Origin of the sequence: Buttiauxella selenatireducens, from assembly GCF_031432975.1 — a bacterium.
GTDB lineage: Bacteria > Pseudomonadota > Gammaproteobacteria > Enterobacterales > Enterobacteriaceae > Buttiauxella > Buttiauxella selenatireducens.
Genome location: NZ_CP133838.1, coordinates 1049124 through 1066192, shown reverse-complemented (window position 1 = coordinate 1066192; position 17069 = coordinate 1049124). Strand labels below are relative to the sequence as shown.

Here is a 17069-nt window from a genome sequence, read left to right as displayed (position 1 = left end):
GTTTAATCCTTTTGTTTCAGCCAGCGTGACAAACGTTGTGAAAATGCCGTCTGGCTTTCCAGTAATTCAGAACCCTGCACCAGAGGTGCCGGGCGCATGATGACAATGCAGGGGATCCCTGCTTCCAGGCAGGGTTGAACTTTCTCGAGGAACCCGCCTTCCGCGCCTGATGCTTTCGTGATTACCAGATCTGCCCGACACTGTTGGTAAAAGGCGGCATTGAATTCGGCACTGAAGGGGCCGCACAGCGCGAAGATTTGATTCACGCCAAATCCCAGGTCAGCGCACTGTTGCAGCACTTCCGCGACCGGCAGCACACGGGCCATCAGCGTTTTTCCCGCCAACCCTGCGCGCCAGGCGGCGAGGTCTTTGCTCCCTGTCGTCAGCAAAATGCGCTCACCCAAGGTCGCAGCAACCTGGCAGGCCTCATCGATGCTCTTAACGCAATAAAGCAGTGGATGTTCCACTTCGGCACATTGCTCTGGCCGCTGGTATCGGCTTAACAGCACGCCGGTTTCCCGGCAGGCGCGCACCAGGTTTTCGCTGACAACTTCCGCGTACGGGTGTGAAGCATCAATCACCCAGCTCGTGCCCTGTTTGCGCAACCAGGCGGTCATTTGTTGAAAATCCATGCGCCCACAGCGCACCGCTCCGGCGATGTCTCCCGCGAGGTGTTCGCCCGTCGGTGTCGCGACCGACAGGGTGTACGCAACCCCTGCGTCATCCAGTTGTCGGCATAGCGCTCGGGCATCGCTCGTGCCCCCGACGACCAACACATCGCCGAATTTCACAGCGTGTAACCTCGTGGAGTAATCATCAGCCCTTGCTCGACATAGGTCGCCTGATTACCCACGATGACCAGGCTGGTCATATCCACGGATTCAAAATCCATCTCGCCCAGTGTGGTGACCCATTTCTCTTGTTTTTTACGTCCGGCAGCCTTCACTACGCCCACAGGGGTTTGCGCACGTTTAGTGCTAGATAGCAGTTCAAAGGCACGGGCCAGATGCCCTTCACGGCCACGGCTGCGTGGGTTGTAGAAGCAGATGACGAAATCGGCTTCGCCCGCAGCGATGATGCGTTTTTCAATCACCGGCCAGGGGGTCAGCAGATCGCTCAGGCTGATGTGACAAAAATCGTGCATTAACGGTGCGCCGAGCAAAGAAGCGGCGGCGATGCTGGCCGTCATTCCCGGAATCAGCCGCACTTCCACATCCAGCTTCTGTTTGGTGACCAGCTCAAGCACCAGCCCTGCCATGCCGTAGATACCGGCATCGCCACTGCTGATCAGCGCCACGTTGTGTCCGTTTTGCGCCAGTTCAATCGCGGCCTGACAGCGTTCAATTTCCTTGCACATCCCTGTTTTGATCACCTGCTTATCGCCGGTGAAAGCCTTCACCAGATGGGTATAGGTTTTATAACCCACCACGATCTCGGCAGACTGCAACGCTTCCACGGCTTCGACGGTCATCATTGCCTGCGAGCCAGGGCCAATCCCAATTACGCTTAACATCAGTGTGAAACTCCCAGTGTGATTAACTCAGGCTTTACGGTATTCATGGCTGAAATCCGCTGCATAAAGCCGCGAATAATGGAACTCTTCGCCGAGGAACGCGCCGACCAGAATCAGCGCGGTTTTGCGAATGCCCGCGTCACGGACTTTGTCGCCAATATCCGCCAGGGTACCGCGCACGGTCATGCTTTCCGGCCAGGTCGCCTTATAGACAACCGCGACCGGCGTCGACGCGGGATATCCGCCCTCAATCAGCCTTTCGGCGACGCGGTGGATACGTTGAACGGAGAGGTAAATCGCCATGGATGTCTGGTGGCTGGCGAACAATTCAATCTGCTCAAGCGGCGGCACTGGCGTGCGCCCTTCCAGACGCGTGATGATCAGGCTTTGCGAAACTTCAGGCACCGTGTACTCCACGCCCAGCTCCGCCGCCGCGCCCAGGAAAGCACTGACGCCCGGCACCACTTGCCACGGGATACCACGGCTCGCCAGCACTTCGCCTTGTTCGCGAACTGATCCGTAGAGCGACACATCGCCGGTTTGCAGGCGGACGACCGTTTTACCGGCTTTAATCCCTTCTTCCATCAGGTCGATAATTTGTGTCAGGTGCAGCTCTGCGCTGTCGTGGCACTCTGTTTCTTTCGAGCAATATTCCAGCAGCTCAGTGTTGATGAGCGACCCGGCGTAAATCACCACCTGCGCTTCTTGCAGCAAACGGTAGCCTTTGAGCGTAATCAGTTCACGGTCACCGGGCCCCGCGCCAACAAACCAGACGCAATGGGGATCAAAAGTCTTAGCCATGATTTTTTTCCTTCTGGCAGGAAATCATAAAAGTGGGGTTATTGGGTTTGAAGTAATGCCCGTTCCCCAGTGTGGTTAACTCGGAAATCTGCAACTGAAGGCAATCAAAATCGTGAATGCCGCGGGAAGAGAGATGATGAAGTGCGGCGGTAAGGTTCTCCTGAAGGATAAACGTCAGCACCAGACGCCCCTCCGGGCAGAGCTGGTTCAATGCCCAGTCAATTAACTGCGTCAGGTTGCCGCCGCTGCCGCCGATAAAAATAGCGTCGGCTTTTTCCCCCAGCGCCAGCGGGGCTTCACCGGCGATAATCTCAATATTTCGGCAATCAAAATGGCCGCGATTTTCCGCCAGCAGTGTCAGCGCCGCGGGGTTTCGTTCGATTGCCGTCACCCGAAGTTCAGGGTGGCTGAGCGCGGCTTCAATTGAGACACTGCCTGTGCCTGCGCCAACATCGATAAAATGGCTGGCCCGATGGAGATCCAGCCTGGCAAGTGCCAACGTCCGCACCCCTTCCTTCGTCATCGGGACTTTTGCCCCGCGTAAAAACAGCTCATCTTTCATTGAGGATCACCAGGACATTCATGTCGTACTCAGCTCGGACATCACAGGCGCGGAGCCGGTGGATGCGTTCATTTTCCATCGCCAGGTTTTCACCGATCACCAGCCAGCGTTGCCCGGCCCCTCGGGCGTTAAGCTCAGCGGCTATTTCTCGTGGGCCACACCATTTATCTGTCACCATCGCCACTTTGTGCTGGCGAATCAGCGCATCGAAATCGACAGTTCTGCCGTGGCTGCTGGTCAACCAAATATCATTCATATCAATGCCGGTTTTGGCGCACAGGTATTGCACCGCACTGATCCCAGGGATCACCTGCACGCGCTCAATACCGAAATGCGCGACCAACCGGGTGCCAATGCCATAAAACAGCGGATCGCCGGAAGCCAACACCACCACACGGTGCGATAACCGGCGTTCAATCCAGTCGAGTAAACCGGGGATATCGGCGTCAAGTTCACGCGTTTCACCGCAGAAATCAGGGAACTGCGCCAGATGGCGCTTCCCGCCGACCAGAAACTCAGCTTCAGCGACAGCCCGGCTTGCAACGGGCGTCATCAGATGCAGGCCCGCAGGCCCCATCCCCACAACCGTCAGCATTGCAATTCCTCCGCGATGTTCTGCAACGGGCGATTGCTGCCCAGCAGTTGATTATCAAAAGAGAACATCACGGCATCACAAACTGGCGGATGGTTGGTAAAGCGCAACGTCTGGGCAACACGCAGACAAATGCGTTCGGCAAGGTGGTTATAGATGTGCTGAAAACCCCAGGCGTCGATGTGCTCTTGCGCCGCCTCGGTGGTGTCGCATTGGCTGACGGCGGTGAGTAATTCGTAAGGCGCGTGAAGCAGGGCCAGGTGCGCGACCAGCGTTTCCATGCGGGCGTCGGCAATATGGCTATGGGTATGAAATATCCCGGCGGCGACCTTGATAAGTTTCCCCGGATGCCCGACCAACACGATGTGGCGGAATCCCAGGCGCACCGCTTCCGAAATCATGTAACCCACAAAGTTGCTCATGGTGACGATGGACTGGCTATCCACCCCAAGCCGCTCGCGTACAAAACGTTCGCCATGATTCCCTGGCACCATCACGATGCGATCCAGCCCAGCTGCGCGCTTCAACTCCAGTTCCAGCGCCAGCGAACGCTTCCAGCTCTCTTCTGACATCGGGGTCACAATGCCCGTGGTGCCGATGATAGAGATGCCACCGATCACGCCCAGCCGAGCGTTATAGGTTTTTTGTGCCCGAATCTCCCCTTCGGGGGCGAAGATCTCCACACTCGCGCCACGCGATGGCCCAATCACCTCACGTACGGCTGACTCGATCGTCTGGCGCGGTGTCCGGTTGATAGCAGCGCTTCCGACCGGCAGGCCGATACCTTTGCGCGTGACTTTTCCTACACCTTCGCCACCGCAAAGGGTTATCTGACCAGAATCATTCAGCGCGACTCGGGCGAAAATCAGCATGCCGTGCGTGGCGTCAATATCATCACCCCCGTCTTTACGGATGGCGGCAAGGGCTTGCTGCCCTTCGATTTGCGGCGATTCAACATTCAGACACAGCGCCACGCCGGAAGGCGTAGTAATAGAAACCTGATGAATCAGGTGCTGGCGCAGGACCATCAACGCCGCAACTTTTGCTGCCGCCGTCGCGCAGGAGCCGGTGGTATATCCTTTGCGTAACGCTTTGCCGTTATGCCATACCGGCGCATCGAAGGAGTCGCTCATCACGCCTCCCGCATGTGGTACAGCATGGCGTTGACGATGGCGGCCGCGACGTTGCTTCCCCCCTTGCGCCCGCGCGCCGCAATGGCTGGCAGATGGCTGGTCGTGAGCGCCTCTTTTGATTCCTCCGCACCGACGAACCCCACCGGAACGCCAACCACGCCGCGAACCGGGGTGTCCTTTTCCAGCAAGCGGAACAGCGCGGTTGGCGCGTTACCAAAAACAAAGACCTTCTCGCCTTCGTCTTCCAGCGCCAGATCCACCGCCGCCATGGAACGCGTTATCCCATGCTCTTTCGCCTGGCGCACAACGTGGGGATCGCTGATATAGCAACGGCACTCGCCACCGAAACTGGCCAACAGCGATTTATTGATCCCGGAGAGCGCCATGGTGGTGTCCGTATAAACCGTGCAGCCACTGCGCAACGCGGCGCACAGGCTGTCGAGCGCATGCTCGGAAAACCATAAGATATCCAGCCAGTCGAAATCTGCCGTGGTATGGATGACCCTTTTAATCACCGCTTCATGCAGCTCACTGGCAAAACGGTATTCCGGCCGGGTTTCCCGCACGATCTCGCCGATAATCTCGAAACTCTTGGTTTCAATCGCTTGTGGTTGTTGTATGTAATTCATCATATTGCCCTCAGAAAGCCCCAGACCAGATAATCCGCACCAGCGCAAACAGCATCAGCGCCAACGTGGAAGCCACCCACATCAATTGAATCGTTCCTGAAATATCGTCAACGGCTATCTCGCGGGAAGCGTCCCCGAGCCAGGGTTTGTCAATCCGTTGCCCAAAGTATTCATTCGGCCCGCCCAGACGAATACCTAACGCCCCCGCCACCGTGGCCTCAGACCAACCGCAGTTGGGGCTGCTGTGGTTATAGCGATCGCGCCAACCAATACGCAGCGCGTCCACGGCATTTTTTCGGCACAGCCACGCGGCAAGGCTCAGTAACAACCAGCTGATACGCGCCGGAATGAAGTTGGCAAGGTCGTCCATTCGCGCACTGACTTTGCCAATCGCGCGGTATTTTTCGTGTTTGTAGCCCACCATCGAATCCAGCGTATTGACGGCTTTATAGGCCATCGCCAGTGGCGCTCCGCCCAGCAGCAGAAAAAACAGCGGCGCAATCACGCCATCCACGGTGTTCTCCGCGACGGTTTCCACCACGGCACGATTGATTTGCGGCATGTGCAGTTGAGAAGTGTCCCGCCCGACTATCCAGGCGAGTTTTTTGCGGCTTTCTTCGAGGTTGCCCGCACGTAACGGCTGCTCTACGTCACGCGCGGCGTCATCCAGACTGCGGGCGGCAAGCACCGTGAAAATCATCCAGACTTCGACAATCCATCCGAAAGCTGGGTGAATGGCATTGGCAATATGCAGCAGCCCCCACGCCACGCCCCACGTGATCCCTACGACGCTTAGCCACATCAAACCGCCTCCGATGGACAAGGCGGTTTCGCTGCGACAGCAACGTCTGACGAGTCGTTGTACAAAGGTAATCAGCGCGCCAATCCAGCGCACCGGGTGCGGCCAGTGGTGAGGATCGCCCAGCAGATAATCCAGAATCCACGCCACCGCCCAGGCCAGTAGAGTCATCTCGCCCTCCTGGCCGCGCAGATCCAGCGATTAAGCAGAGTGGGACGCTGGGCAAAATGAATATGCAGGTAGCTGGCGAAGGTATTCCCCACCTGCCAGCCGCCCGACCACGTCTGAAGAACCGCGCCGTCGCGGGTTTTACTGCTCGCCATGACCGCCGGAGTTTCCGGCGTAAAATCTGAATAATGAAACTCGTGGCCCCGCAGCGTTTCGCCTGCGTCGGCCAGCAACGTTGGCACCAGCGCGCGGCTTTCGCAGTAGCCAAAGCGGGTTAGCTTTTTGCCCATCGCGCTATGGCCGGGGATGGCGTCGACCATCGGATAAGTCACGCCGTGGCTGTCTTGTAGTGAGCTTCCGAGGTACATCAACCCGCCGCATTCGCCATAAATCGCCACGCCCTGTTGATGGGCGGCAAGGATTTGCGCGCGCATGGCATGATTTGCGGACAACTTTTGCGCGTAGAGTTCCGGGTAGCCGCCACCGAACCAGATCATCTGGCACTCCGGCAACTGGCTGTCATGCAGGGGGCTGAAGCGCACGATGCGCACGCCTGCGCGTTCAAGAAGGGCAATATTGTCGGCGTAGTAGAAGTTAAACGCCTCGTCATCCGCCAGTGCCAGCGTTAATCCTTTGCCGCAATCTGCAGACGGTAATTCGGGCCACGCTCCTGAAGGGAGCGCATCGCAGACGCTCAGTGCCAGCAGTTGGTCAATATCCAGCGTGTTTTCCAGCACGTTGGCGAAGTCTGTCCATGGTTGCGAATTGACGACGGACTCGCGTGCGGTCACCAGCCCCAGATGCCTTTCCGGTAGCGAAACCCCTTCCACGCGGGGAACGTAGCCCAATACAGGCACGTTGCAGTAGCGCTCAATCGCGCTTTTCAGTAGCTGATAATGGCTTTCGCTATTGACGCGGTTGACTATCACACCCGCCAGCGGCAACGCAGGATCAAAACGTTGAAACCCCATGACGGTCGCGGCAATCGAGGTCGAGACGGCTTTTCCGTCGACCAGCAGAATGACCGGGCAGTTAAGCTGCTTTGCCATCCCCGCCGTGCTGCAATAATCAGGATCGGTGCCATAGCCATCGAACAGCCCCATCACGCCTTCAATCACCGCAATATCCGCATGCTGCATACGCTCAGCAAACAGGGCATTTAACGTGAAGACGGGCAACATAAAGCGGTCAAGATTCAGGGAACATGTGCCGGTCACGGCGCGATGCCAGCCGGTATCAAGGTAGTCAGGCCCCACTTTGCAAGGCTGAACGCGCAATCCGCGCTGTTTGAGGAGGCTAAGCAAACCCAGCGTGACCGTGGTTTTTCCACATCCGCTGGAGGTGCCTGCAAGAATGAATGTCCGTTTCCTGACTGCCATACCCCAATCCTGTTCAGGGTGGTCGGGCTGTCAGGAAGTGCGGTTACCCGGTCTTTCGACCAGACGCATCTGAGCAACCCACTTCCCACCGAAGTTGTTGTTTTTGGCTAACAGACTGGTCTTCTGGCTTAGCGTCACTCTCACCCGCCCTTCCCAATCTTGCGATCAGTGGCATTACGGGTTCGTCAGCATCACAGCAGCGGGGGCTGCGGGGGATTTAAACCCCCTTCCCAACCACACAAGGTGGTATATCAGTTAGCATTACAGTTAGTCGCGCATGGAATTAATTCACGCGTCTTCATACATATACCCTTTATCATTCGAGTTGCAGCCAACCCCCCTGCAACTTGAAGGATGACGGGTATAGAGACATAATTTAAAAACGCTTCAGAACATCACCAAATAAAAACTCGACACAGGTTATAGCCACTAACGAATTAAATTCTTGCGCTACGACAATTTATCAGACCAATTAAATTCACTTACTTTGACACACTCCACAATTAATACCCTTTTTGTTCATGCAATAACAAAACACTCTTTTCTCTCATTTTTAAACGTCAAAATAGTTGCAGTAAATACGCCAATAACTTCATGAAAATAAATCACAATAACATGATAATAAATCAAATAACAAATACGCCCTGTCGGTAACACATATTCTGCATTCAGTGTGATATTTATTTTTATTGCTAAACCAGTGGATAAAACTATATTGTGACAAATCAATAAAAGCCATTTAGTGCCGTGTCACTATCGCGCAAATTCTAATTAACTATCCCCTTCATACTTCGAGTTGCAGCAAGGCGACAACTCGAAGTATGAGGGGATAAACGAGGTGGTGAACGTGGCAATAGCCCAATGCCCCGCATCCTGCGGCGAACTTATCCAGGGGTGGATCCTCGGCAGCGAAAAGCTGGTGTCTTGTCCTGTGGACTGGTACAGCACCGTTGAAGTCACCGCAGGTGCCCCGCTGGAGAATGAACTTCCTCTCTCACGCGCCATGGTGAAACAGCTTCTTTCTCACTGGCACTATCCGGCAGATCTGAGCCGTGAAATTCGTATTGAGCGTCACTCTACTATTCCGGTAGCCAAAGGGATGGCCAGTAGCACCGCGGATATTGCCGCCACGGCGCTCGCCACCGCCCATTATTTAGGTCATGAACTCGGTGAAGAGGCGCTGGCGGCGTTGTGTGTTTCGCTCGAACCCACCGACAGCACTATTTTTCGCAGCCTGTCGTTGTTCGATCATAACAAAGGGACGACGCGGATTGCCTGTCACCCGCAACCGGAGCTGGATCTGCTGGTGCTAGAAAGCCCATTAACGTTGCGTACGGCAGATTATCACCGCATGGAGAGAAACACCTTGCTGCAAAGGCATGTCACCGCACTGGAGAGCGCCTGGGGAAAAATTCAGCAAGCCTGTGAGCAGAACAATCCGCGACTGATGGGCGAAGGCGCAACGCTTAGCGCGCAGGCGAGCCAGAATATTCTGCCCAAACCCGAGTTTAAGTCTTTGTTATCGCTGGTAGAAAAGTGCGATCTCTACGGTATCAATGTTGCTCACAGTGGAAGCGTGGTGGGGTTACTGCTGGACCGCAATAAACATGACGTTGACCTTGTGAAAGGGTTATTGACGGAATCACGCTTAAACCAACACTGGCCGGTGCATCACTTGCTGAAGATGGTCGAGGGCGGCGCGACCTTACAGTAGCGACGGTTAAAAAAGAGCGTTCTGGAAAAGGCTCTCCACCTGTTGGTGAATTTCATCAGTATTGTTCTCTGACACGGCTTGCCGCAGAGGCGCATGATGAAAAAACATCGTCCAGAATGCCCGTTTTCTCTCGCGGCTATCACAAGATTGATTTACCCGCTCCCGCAACACGCCCGCCAGTAACACCATCTCACGCATACCAGCAGGAAGTTGCTCAGACAGATGTTGTTTGAGGATTTTGCTGTAAACCGGCGCATGCCCCCCACAACTCACGGCAATGATCACCGGAGAGCAATCGATAATGGCAGGGGTAATAAATGATGCGCACGAAGGGTCATCTACACAATTACAGAACTTCTGTTCAGCCGTTGCCCATTGACTGACCAGGCGATTAGCCGCAGCGTCATTGGTTGCCGCGATCGCCAGCCAACACCCCGTAAGATGCTGTTTTATCAATGGAACGGGTAGCCACTCGATATCGTGTTCTGCACAAAGCAGCTCGAGCTCAGAAGTGATCGACGGTGCGACCAGGCGCAACGTCGCCCCCGCCAGCAACAGGCCACGGGCTTTATGCGTGGCAACCTGGCCGCCGCCAACAATCAAACAGCGCTTGCCTTTCAGATCACAAAATAGTGGAAAGTAGTCCATCGTGGCGTGGGTGTGAGTTGGGGGGTAAGTGTGCCCGGCGGATAGTGTCAGTCACGCGTTAATATCTGGGTTAACGCCTGAATCAACGTCCTGTTTTCATCTTCCGTACGCACTGCCACCCGATAGTAACGGCTATCAAGACCGGGATAATTTTCACAGTGGCGAATCAGAATACGATGCGCTAACAGCGCGGCTTTCAGATCAATATCTTTTTTGATGCATTTGAAAAACAGGTAGTTGGCGGTCGGTTTCCAGACCAGCAACGACGCAAACTGGCTCAGGGCCTGCCATAAATAATCCCGCTGCCGGGCAATATACTTATGGCTGACATTAATGTAATCGTCATCATTGAGCAGGTACTGGCCGACGAGTGACGAGAGTGCATTGACCGACCAGGGCTCGCGGTTATTTTTCAGCTGACGGATTCTCGCCCTGTTACCACTGAGCAAATAGCCCAGACGAAGACCTGGGATGGCAAAAAATTTGGTCAGCGAACGCAGCAGATAGAGATAACGCGAGTGCGTCAAACGTAAGGCCAGGCTTGATCCATGGGGAAGAAAATCAATAAAAGCTTCATCCACTATCAGCGCTATCTGGAGCGTTTCACACAATTCCGCCAGTTCGATTAACAGCTGAGGTTCAGGCATCAATCCTGTTGGGTTATTCGGCGTGGCAATAAATAGACAGTCGGGCCTTCGTTGACGAACGGCTTCGAGGAGTTGTCTGTCCGGCTGGAAGCCCTGCTCCTCATTTAACCGATATTCAATCACCTCGCAGCCATGCTGCACCAGTGCCCGGCGATATTCAGCAAAACCGGGCACCAGAAGCATTGCGCGACGTGGCGATAACGCCCGCACCAGGCCATAAATCAGCTCCGTGGCGCCGTTTCCAGCAATCACCTGCTCAACATCACACTGATTAGCCATTGCCAGCGCCTGATGAAGATGGCGATATTCAATATCCGGATAGCGCTCAATAACATCCAGATGAGAGGTAATCAGCGATTTGACGCGCTCTGATAAACCCAGAGGATTGATATTTGCGCTGAAATCCAGCAGGGATTCTGGGGCAATACTGAGTTGTTGTGCGACTTCGACACTGTTCCCGCCATGTTCACTCATGGGTCTGCCTCACAGAAAACCCGCGCATTAGCAGACAAATTCCTGGTCAATTTCTAGCTGGGTAGCCGAAAATGCCAGTACATCATGCAGATTCACAACGTCACCAATAACGATCAGTGCGGGGGCATGAAGTTGTTGGCGCTCGACTTCGAGGTGAATCGTGGCAAGCGTTCCTCGCGCAACCTGCTGGCGCGTCTGGCTGGCATACATCACCACGGCGGCTGGCGTATCCGCAGACTTTCCGCCGGCCATTAATTGCTGGCATATTTCTACCAGCCGGGTCATGCCCATCAGGATAACCAGCGTCCCGTCGAGCTGCGCAAAAGCATGCCAGTTTTGCGGGTCATTACCCTGACACATGTGTCCGGTAATAACATGGAAGCTGGAGGCGTAATCGCGGTGCGTCACCGGGATCCCCGCGTAAACCAGGCCACCAATAGCGGAACTGATACCCGGTACAACCTCGAATGCCAGCCCCTCTTTTGCCAATTGTTCCACTTCTTCAGCACCACGACCAAAAACATAAGGGTCACCGCCTTTTAGACGGACAACCTGTTTGTTCTGCCGGGCATATTCCACCAGGATGGCATTAATTTCGTCCTGGGGAATCGGGTGGTGATTAGGGTTCTTCCCAACGTTAATCATGAGACAGTCTTCGGGAGCCTGTCTTAATAGTTCAGGGTTAACCAAACGGTCGTAAACAATCACTTCTGCGTGACGAATCGCATATAACCCTTTTACGGTAATTAAAGAAACATCACCGGGGCCAGCACCAACAAGCCAGACTTTCCCTTCATTCATAGAATCTTCCTAAATGATAAGTTTAAAAAAAAACTCCAACATCATAATTTGGCGCTTAAATTCCAACACATTATTCAGGAGTCACCGTTAAAAATACTTGATGTGCTTCTCATTATTTATTGACTTTACAGAAAGAGGTTATACATAAATATCAGAAAATGAAAAATAGTGATGGGCATTAATATTAGTTATTAATTTGATGTATTTTGTATTCATTGTAATAAAACACCTCATTAATATTAACATTCTATTAACTGAATAAGTTAATTTAATCTACCACCTAATTTACCGTACATTCAGGTACACCCTTAATACTTAAAAATCCGTTAAGGAATTCACACTTTCACTTAAATAACCTTCTTAATTCGTTATTAACGATAACAATATTTGAATTAAATAAAAAATAGGATTCAGATCACAAACATGAAAACAAACCCACTCTCAATTATAATCCAAATATTAAAAACACTATAAAAAACAATTTCAACACACTGATTTTAAAAGAAATTTAAAACAGTGACCACAAAACAATCATTTTACGAAAGATATTCTGAAAATAGATCAATTGCATCAATCCCGCCTGGAAAAGAAACTCCAGCCCAGTTAAAAGGCGCAATCAACCTGCGCAATAAATAATAGCAATAGTTCTTACTTTCTGATTATCAGCCCTACAGAGGATTATTAATGAAAAAATCAACACTTGTTATTGGCGTCATTGGTGCTGACTGCCATGCGGTAGGCAATAAAGTTTTGGATCGCGTTTTTACTGCCCATGATTTTCGCGTAATCAATCTGGGGGTAATGGTAAGCCAGGACGAATACATCGATGCCGCTATCGAAACGGGTGCCGATGCCATTGTGGTGTCATCCATTTATGGTCACGGTGACATCGACTGCCTGGGTCTGCGCGAGCGTTGTATTGAACGCGGGATTGGCGACATTCTGCTCTATGTGGGCGGCAACCTGGTCGTCGGCAAACATGACTTTGCAGACATTGAAGCCAAGTTCAAAGAGATGGGCTTCAACCGCGTCTTCGCCCCAAGCCGCGATCTCGAAGATGTTTGTAGCCTGATTGCGAATGACATTGACGAACGTTGTCTTGAAGAGGCCATCTGATGCAAATCGTCTCTGTCGACATCGGCTCGACGTGGACCAAGGCAGCCCTCTTTGCTCGGGAGGGGGATGCGTTAACGTTGGTGAACCACGTCCTGACCCCAACCACCACGCACCATTTGGCTGACGGATTCTTTAACAGCCTGAATAAGGTGCTAAATGTTAGCGATGCTCGCCCACTGTTGAACAGCGGTGAAGTGACCCTGAAATACTCCTCATCAGCGAAAGGCGGTCTTGCCGTTGCCGCGATGGGGCTGGTGCCGTCAATCACTCTGGAATCAGCGAAAGTGACCGCCCACTCAGCGGGAGCGAAAATCGCGCAGTACTACTCGTACAAGCTCAATCGCCACGATATCAAGGCGCTGGAAACCTCACCTCCTGACATTCTGCTGTTTACCGGTGGAACCGACGGCGGTGAAGAAAGTTACGGTCTGGCCAACGCCCATGCGCTGGCGGAATCGAACCTGGATTGCGCCATTATCTACGCCGGAAACCGCGACATTCAGGACGATATCCAGTCGATTCTGGGGCATAAAGATCTGACCACGGTGGACAACATTCTGCCCGATCTCGATCACCCCAATCCTTATGCCGCCCGGCAGGCGATTTGCGATCTGTTTTTGTCCCGTATCGTCAAAGGAAAAGGTCTGGACGTCATCGTGGGGGAAACGGGCGAGGAGCCGATGCCGACGCCGTGGACCGTCTACGAGTTGGCGAAAGCGATCAGCGATTCCGACAGCGCGTGGAAGGAGTTCATGCTGATTGATATGGGCGGCGCGACGACCGATGTCTACTCCACCAGCGCAAATAACCTTTCTCCTGACACCGTGCTGCACGGCGTGCCTGAACCGTTCGTCAAACGCACCGTTGAGGGCGATTTGGGGATGCGCGTCTCTGCCATGGTGGTCGGTGACAGCACCCAGGAGCTGGTGAATGTGGTCTTCGCACATCAACCACAACGCCAGGAAGCTTTTTATCGCTATCTGCAACATCTGGCGGCTCAACCGGATTACCTGCCGTGTAACGAGGAAGAGCGGTATTTCGACACCGTACTGGCCGGACTGTGTGTCGGTTACGCCAGCGAACGCCATGCAGGCACCAAAAAACAGGTGTGTACCTGCGTGGGAAGCGTCGATTTGCAGATGGGACGCGACCTGACCACCGTTCGTCGAGTGATTGGCTCAGGCGGATGGCTATCCCGCGCCAGCCAGTTCGACATCCACAACTGGATGAAATACCGCGAACTTGACGACGACGGCAGACGCATTCTGTTACCCACCCAATTTGAATATTACCGCGATTCAAAAGGCTTGCTTCCGCTGCTGGCAAACGTCGCCAGGCTTTATCCGCAGCTTGCCGCTCGCACCAGCATTCAATGTTTAACCCTATAGATAAGGCTGCAACGAATGGAACTCCGTAATAAAAAGTTAACCCATGATGAATTCATGACCGAACGGCATCAGGTCCTCCAGACCTGGCATACCGGTAAAGACGTTGAGAACTTTGAAGATGGCGTGAAGTACCAGCAAACCATTCCGGAGAATAAACGCTTTTCTCATGCCCTGCTGAAGGCCGATCAGGAAGGTAAAACCCTGAGCCAGCCGCGTGCGGGCGTGGCCTTAATGGATGAGCACATCGAACTGCTCAAAACGTTGCAGGAAGAGTGTGACCTTCTACCTTCCACCATTGATGCCTATACCCGTCTTAACCGCTACGAAGAAGCGGCGGTCGGGATTCAGAAATCCATTGAAGCCGGGACATCCAAGTTAAACGGCCTGCCCGTTGTCAACCACGGTGTGGCTGCCTGCCGTCGTTTGACCGAAACGCTGGAAAAACCCATACAGATTCGCCACGGAACGCCGGATGCGCGCCTGCTGGCTGAAATCTCGATGGCCAGTGGATTTACCAGCTACGAAGGTGGCGGCATCTCTTACAACATCCCTTACGCCAAGCGCGTCACGCTGGAAAAATCCATCCGTGACTGGCAGTACTGCGACCGTTTGATGGGTCTGTATGAAGAAAATGGCATTCGCATTAACCGCGAACCGTTCGGCCCGCTGACCGGCACGCTGATCCCGCCTTTCATGTCGCATTCCGTGGCGATCATTGAAGGTTTGCTGGCGCTGGAACAGGGCGTGAAATCCATTACCGTTGGCTACGGCCAGGTGGGCTGCCTGACCCAGGATATCGCTGCAATTAAGTCGCTGCGCGAACTGTCCCATGAGTATTTCTATAACTACGGCTTCGATGATTACGAGCTGAGCACCGTATTCCACCAGTGGATGGGCGGCTTCCCGGAAGATGAATCCAAAGCCTTCGGCATTATCTCCTGGGGTGCAGCAGTGGCGGGTATGGCCGGTGCCACTAAGGTGATCACCAAGAGTCCACACGAAGCCTTCGGTATCCCAACGGCTGCGGCTAACGCCCAGGGTCTGAAAGCCTCACGCCAGATGCTCAACATGGTCAGCGACCAGAAATTCCCAGCGTGCCCAGCCGTCGATCAGGAAGTGTCCCTGATTAAGAGCGAAGTGCGTGCCGTGCTGAAGAAGGTCTTCGAGCTGGGCAATGGCGATATCGCACGCGGAACAGTACTGGCGTTTGAAGCTGGCGTGCTGGATGTACCTTTCGCCCCAGCCTCTTGTAACGCAGGCAAAATTTTACCGGTGCGCGATAACGCGGGCGCCATTCGTATTCTTGATGCTGGAGCGGTTCCGCTGCCGGATGACATTCTGGCCCTGCACCGTGACTACGTCGCGGAGCGTGCGCAATTCGAAGGCCGTAAACCTTCATTCCAGATGGTTATTGATGACATCAACGCTGTATCCCACAGTAAATTAATAGGAAGACCATGATGAAAATTAAACAAGCGCTTTTCACCGCAGGCTACTCCTCATTTTATTTTGACGATCAACAGGCCATTAAAGATGGTGCCGGTCACGACGGCTTCATTTATACCGGCAAACCCGTCACACCGGGTTTCACAGCCGTGCGTCAGGCGGGGGAATGCGTTTCGGTACAGCTGATTCTGGAAAATGGGGCGGTTGCTGTCGGTGACTGTGCAGCGGTGCAATATTCAGGGGCTGGCGGCCGCGATCCGCTGTTCCTTGCGGAAAACTTTATTCCGTTCCTCAACGACCATATCAAACCGTTGCTGGAAGGCCGTGATGTCGACGCGTTCCTGCCGAATGCGCGCTTTTTCGACACATTGATGATCGACGGGCATCTGCTTCATACCGCCGTTCGTTATGGTCTTTCTCAGGCGCTGCTCGATGCCACTGCGCTGGCTACAGGCTGTATCAAAGCGGAAGTGGTCTGTAACGAATGGCAGTTGCCATGTGTCCCGGAAGCGATTCCATTATTCGGCCAGAGCGGGGATGACCGCTATATCGCTGTCGATAAAATGATCCTGAAAGGTGTGGATGTCTTGCCGCATGCGCTGATCAACAACGTGGAGGAGAAGCTGGGCTTCCATGGCGAAAAACTGCGCGAATACGTGCGCTGGTTGTCTGACCGCATTCTGAAGCTGCGCACCAGCAAGAGCTATCAGCCGACACTGCATATCGACGTGTACGGCACCATCGGTCTGATTTTCGATATGGATCCGGTGCGTTGCGCCGAGTACATCGCCAGCCTTGAGAAAGAAGCCCAGGGTCTGCCGCTGTACATTGAAGGCCCTGTTGATGCCGGTAACAAACCGGATCAGATCCTCATGCTGACCGCCATTACCAACGAGCTGACCCGTCTGGGTTCCGGTGTGAAGATCGTCGCCGACGAATGGTGTAATACCTACCAGGATATCGTTGATTTCACCGACGCGGGCAGTTGCCACATGGTGCAGATCAAAACGCCGGATCTCGGGGGAATTCATAACATCGTTGACGCCGTGCTGTATTGCAATAAACACGGAATGGAAGCCTATCAAGGCGGTACCTGTAACGAAACCGAGATCAGTGCTCGCACCTGTGTTCACGTGGCACTGGCCGCGCGTCCAATGCGCATGTTGATAAAGCCAGGTATGGGCTTTGATGAAGGTCTCAATATTGTGTTCAACGAAATGAACCGCACTATTGCGCTCCTGCAGACAAAGGATTGAGAA

At 53.7% G+C, this 17069-nt stretch carries 17 protein-coding genes and 1 riboswitch; of the genes, 5 read left to right on the top strand and 12 right to left on the bottom strand.

What is annotated here, in order from left to right; genetic code table 11:
* Positions 1–2 precede the first annotated feature (2 nt).
* Genes RHD99_RS04890 through RHD99_RS04850 form a run of 9 tightly spaced genes read right to left on the bottom strand, consistent with a single transcriptional unit; the run spans position 3 to position 7576 of the window.
* The gene (locus RHD99_RS04890; RefSeq protein ID WP_309877692.1) at positions 3–791 is read right to left on the bottom strand and encodes a cobalt-precorrin-6A reductase; all 789 of its coding nucleotides are present in this window, start codon (positions 789–791) and stop codon (positions 3–5) included.
* A complete protein-coding gene (locus RHD99_RS04885; RefSeq protein ID WP_309877691.1) occupies positions 788–1513 on the bottom strand; it encodes a precorrin-3B C(17)-methyltransferase in 726 nt (241 codons plus the stop codon). Before RHD99_RS04885 ends, RHD99_RS04890 begins: the two co-directional genes overlap by 4 nt.
* Before the next feature lie 27 nt (positions 1514–1540).
* The gene (locus RHD99_RS04880; protein ID WP_183270357.1) at positions 1541–2314 is read right to left on the bottom strand and encodes a cobalt-precorrin-4 methyltransferase; all 774 of its coding nucleotides are present in this window, start codon (positions 2312–2314) and stop codon (positions 1541–1543) included.
* A complete protein-coding gene (locus tag RHD99_RS04875; protein ID WP_309877690.1) occupies positions 2307–2876 on the bottom strand; it encodes a decarboxylating cobalt-precorrin-6B (C(15))-methyltransferase in 570 nt (189 codons plus the stop codon). The genes RHD99_RS04880 and RHD99_RS04875 overlap by 8 nt, the downstream gene beginning before the upstream one ends.
* The gene (cbiE, locus tag RHD99_RS04870; protein ID WP_309877689.1) at positions 2866–3471 is read right to left on the bottom strand and encodes a precorrin-6y C5,15-methyltransferase (decarboxylating) subunit CbiE; all 606 of its coding nucleotides are present in this window, start codon (positions 3469–3471) and stop codon (positions 2866–2868) included. Before cbiE ends, RHD99_RS04875 begins: the two co-directional genes overlap by 11 nt.
* Positions 3465–4601, bottom strand: coding sequence for a cobalt-precorrin-5B (C(1))-methyltransferase CbiD (cbiD, locus tag RHD99_RS04865; RefSeq protein ID WP_309877688.1), 1137 nt, complete (start codon positions 4599–4601; stop codon positions 3465–3467). Before cbiD ends, cbiE begins: the two co-directional genes overlap by 7 nt.
* Positions 4601–5230, bottom strand: coding sequence for a cobalt-precorrin-8 methylmutase (locus RHD99_RS04860; protein ID WP_309879075.1), 630 nt, complete (start codon positions 5228–5230; stop codon positions 4601–4603). Before RHD99_RS04860 ends, cbiD begins: the two co-directional genes overlap by 1 nt.
* Before the next feature lie 10 nt (positions 5231–5240).
* Positions 5241–6200: an adenosylcobinamide-phosphate synthase CbiB gene (gene cbiB / locus RHD99_RS04855; protein ID WP_309877687.1), complete on the bottom strand. Its 960-nt coding sequence runs from the start codon at positions 6198–6200 to the stop codon at positions 5241–5243.
* The gene (locus tag RHD99_RS04850; RefSeq protein ID WP_309877686.1) at positions 6197–7576 is read right to left on the bottom strand and encodes a cobyrinic acid a,c-diamide synthase CobB; all 1380 of its coding nucleotides are present in this window, start codon (positions 7574–7576) and stop codon (positions 6197–6199) included. The genes cbiB and RHD99_RS04850 overlap by 4 nt, the downstream gene beginning before the upstream one ends.
* A 96-nt stretch (positions 7577–7672) precedes the next feature.
* Positions 7673–7847: riboswitch (cobalamin riboswitch) on the bottom strand.
* A gap of 576 nt (positions 7848–8423) precedes the next feature.
* Between RHD99_RS04850 and RHD99_RS04845 the strand changes: the two genes are divergently transcribed.
* Positions 8424–9290 (top strand): L-threonine kinase, encoded by an 867-nt coding sequence (locus RHD99_RS04845; protein ID WP_309877685.1) that lies wholly within the window; start codon positions 8424–8426, stop codon positions 9288–9290.
* 6 nt (positions 9291–9296) lie between these two features.
* On the opposite strand, the gene RHD99_RS04840 is transcribed toward RHD99_RS04845, so the two are convergent.
* Genes RHD99_RS04840 through cobA form a run of 3 tightly spaced genes read right to left on the bottom strand, consistent with a single transcriptional unit; the run spans position 9297 to position 11860 of the window.
* Positions 9297–9938, bottom strand: coding sequence for a precorrin-2 dehydrogenase/sirohydrochlorin ferrochelatase family protein (locus RHD99_RS04840; RefSeq protein WP_309877684.1), 642 nt, complete (start codon positions 9936–9938; stop codon positions 9297–9299).
* Positions 9939–9985: 47 nt separating this feature from the next.
* Positions 9986–11059, bottom strand: coding sequence for a threonine-phosphate decarboxylase CobD (gene cobD, locus RHD99_RS04835; RefSeq protein WP_309877683.1), 1074 nt, complete (start codon positions 11057–11059; stop codon positions 9986–9988).
* Positions 11060–11086: 27 nt separating this feature from the next.
* Positions 11087–11860, bottom strand: a complete 774-nt coding sequence (cobA, locus tag RHD99_RS04830; protein ID WP_309877681.1) for a uroporphyrinogen-III C-methyltransferase — start codon at positions 11858–11860, stop codon at positions 11087–11089.
* A gap of 684 nt (positions 11861–12544) precedes the next feature.
* Between cobA and glmS the strand changes: the two genes are divergently transcribed.
* Genes glmS through RHD99_RS04810 form a run of 4 tightly spaced genes read left to right on the top strand, consistent with a single transcriptional unit; the run spans position 12545 to position 17066 of the window.
* Positions 12545–12976 carry a methylaspartate mutase subunit S gene (glmS, locus tag RHD99_RS04825; protein ID WP_309877680.1) on the top strand — a complete coding sequence of 144 codons (432 nt, stop codon included), beginning with the start codon at positions 12545–12547 and terminating at the stop codon, positions 12974–12976.
* Positions 12976–14364, top strand: coding sequence for a methylaspartate mutase accessory protein GlmL (glmL, locus tag RHD99_RS04820; protein ID WP_183270369.1), 1389 nt, complete (start codon positions 12976–12978; stop codon positions 14362–14364). Before glmS ends, glmL begins: the two co-directional genes overlap by 1 nt.
* Positions 14365–14379: 15 nt before the next feature.
* Positions 14380–15825 carry a methylaspartate mutase subunit E gene (locus tag RHD99_RS04815; RefSeq protein ID WP_183270370.1) on the top strand — a complete coding sequence of 482 codons (1446 nt, stop codon included), beginning with the start codon at positions 14380–14382 and terminating at the stop codon, positions 15823–15825.
* Entirely contained in the window at positions 15825–17066 is a 1242-nt protein-coding gene (locus tag RHD99_RS04810; RefSeq protein WP_309879073.1) for a methylaspartate ammonia-lyase, read from the top strand. Before RHD99_RS04815 ends, RHD99_RS04810 begins: the two co-directional genes overlap by 1 nt.
* Positions 17067–17069: the final 3 nt, after the last annotated feature.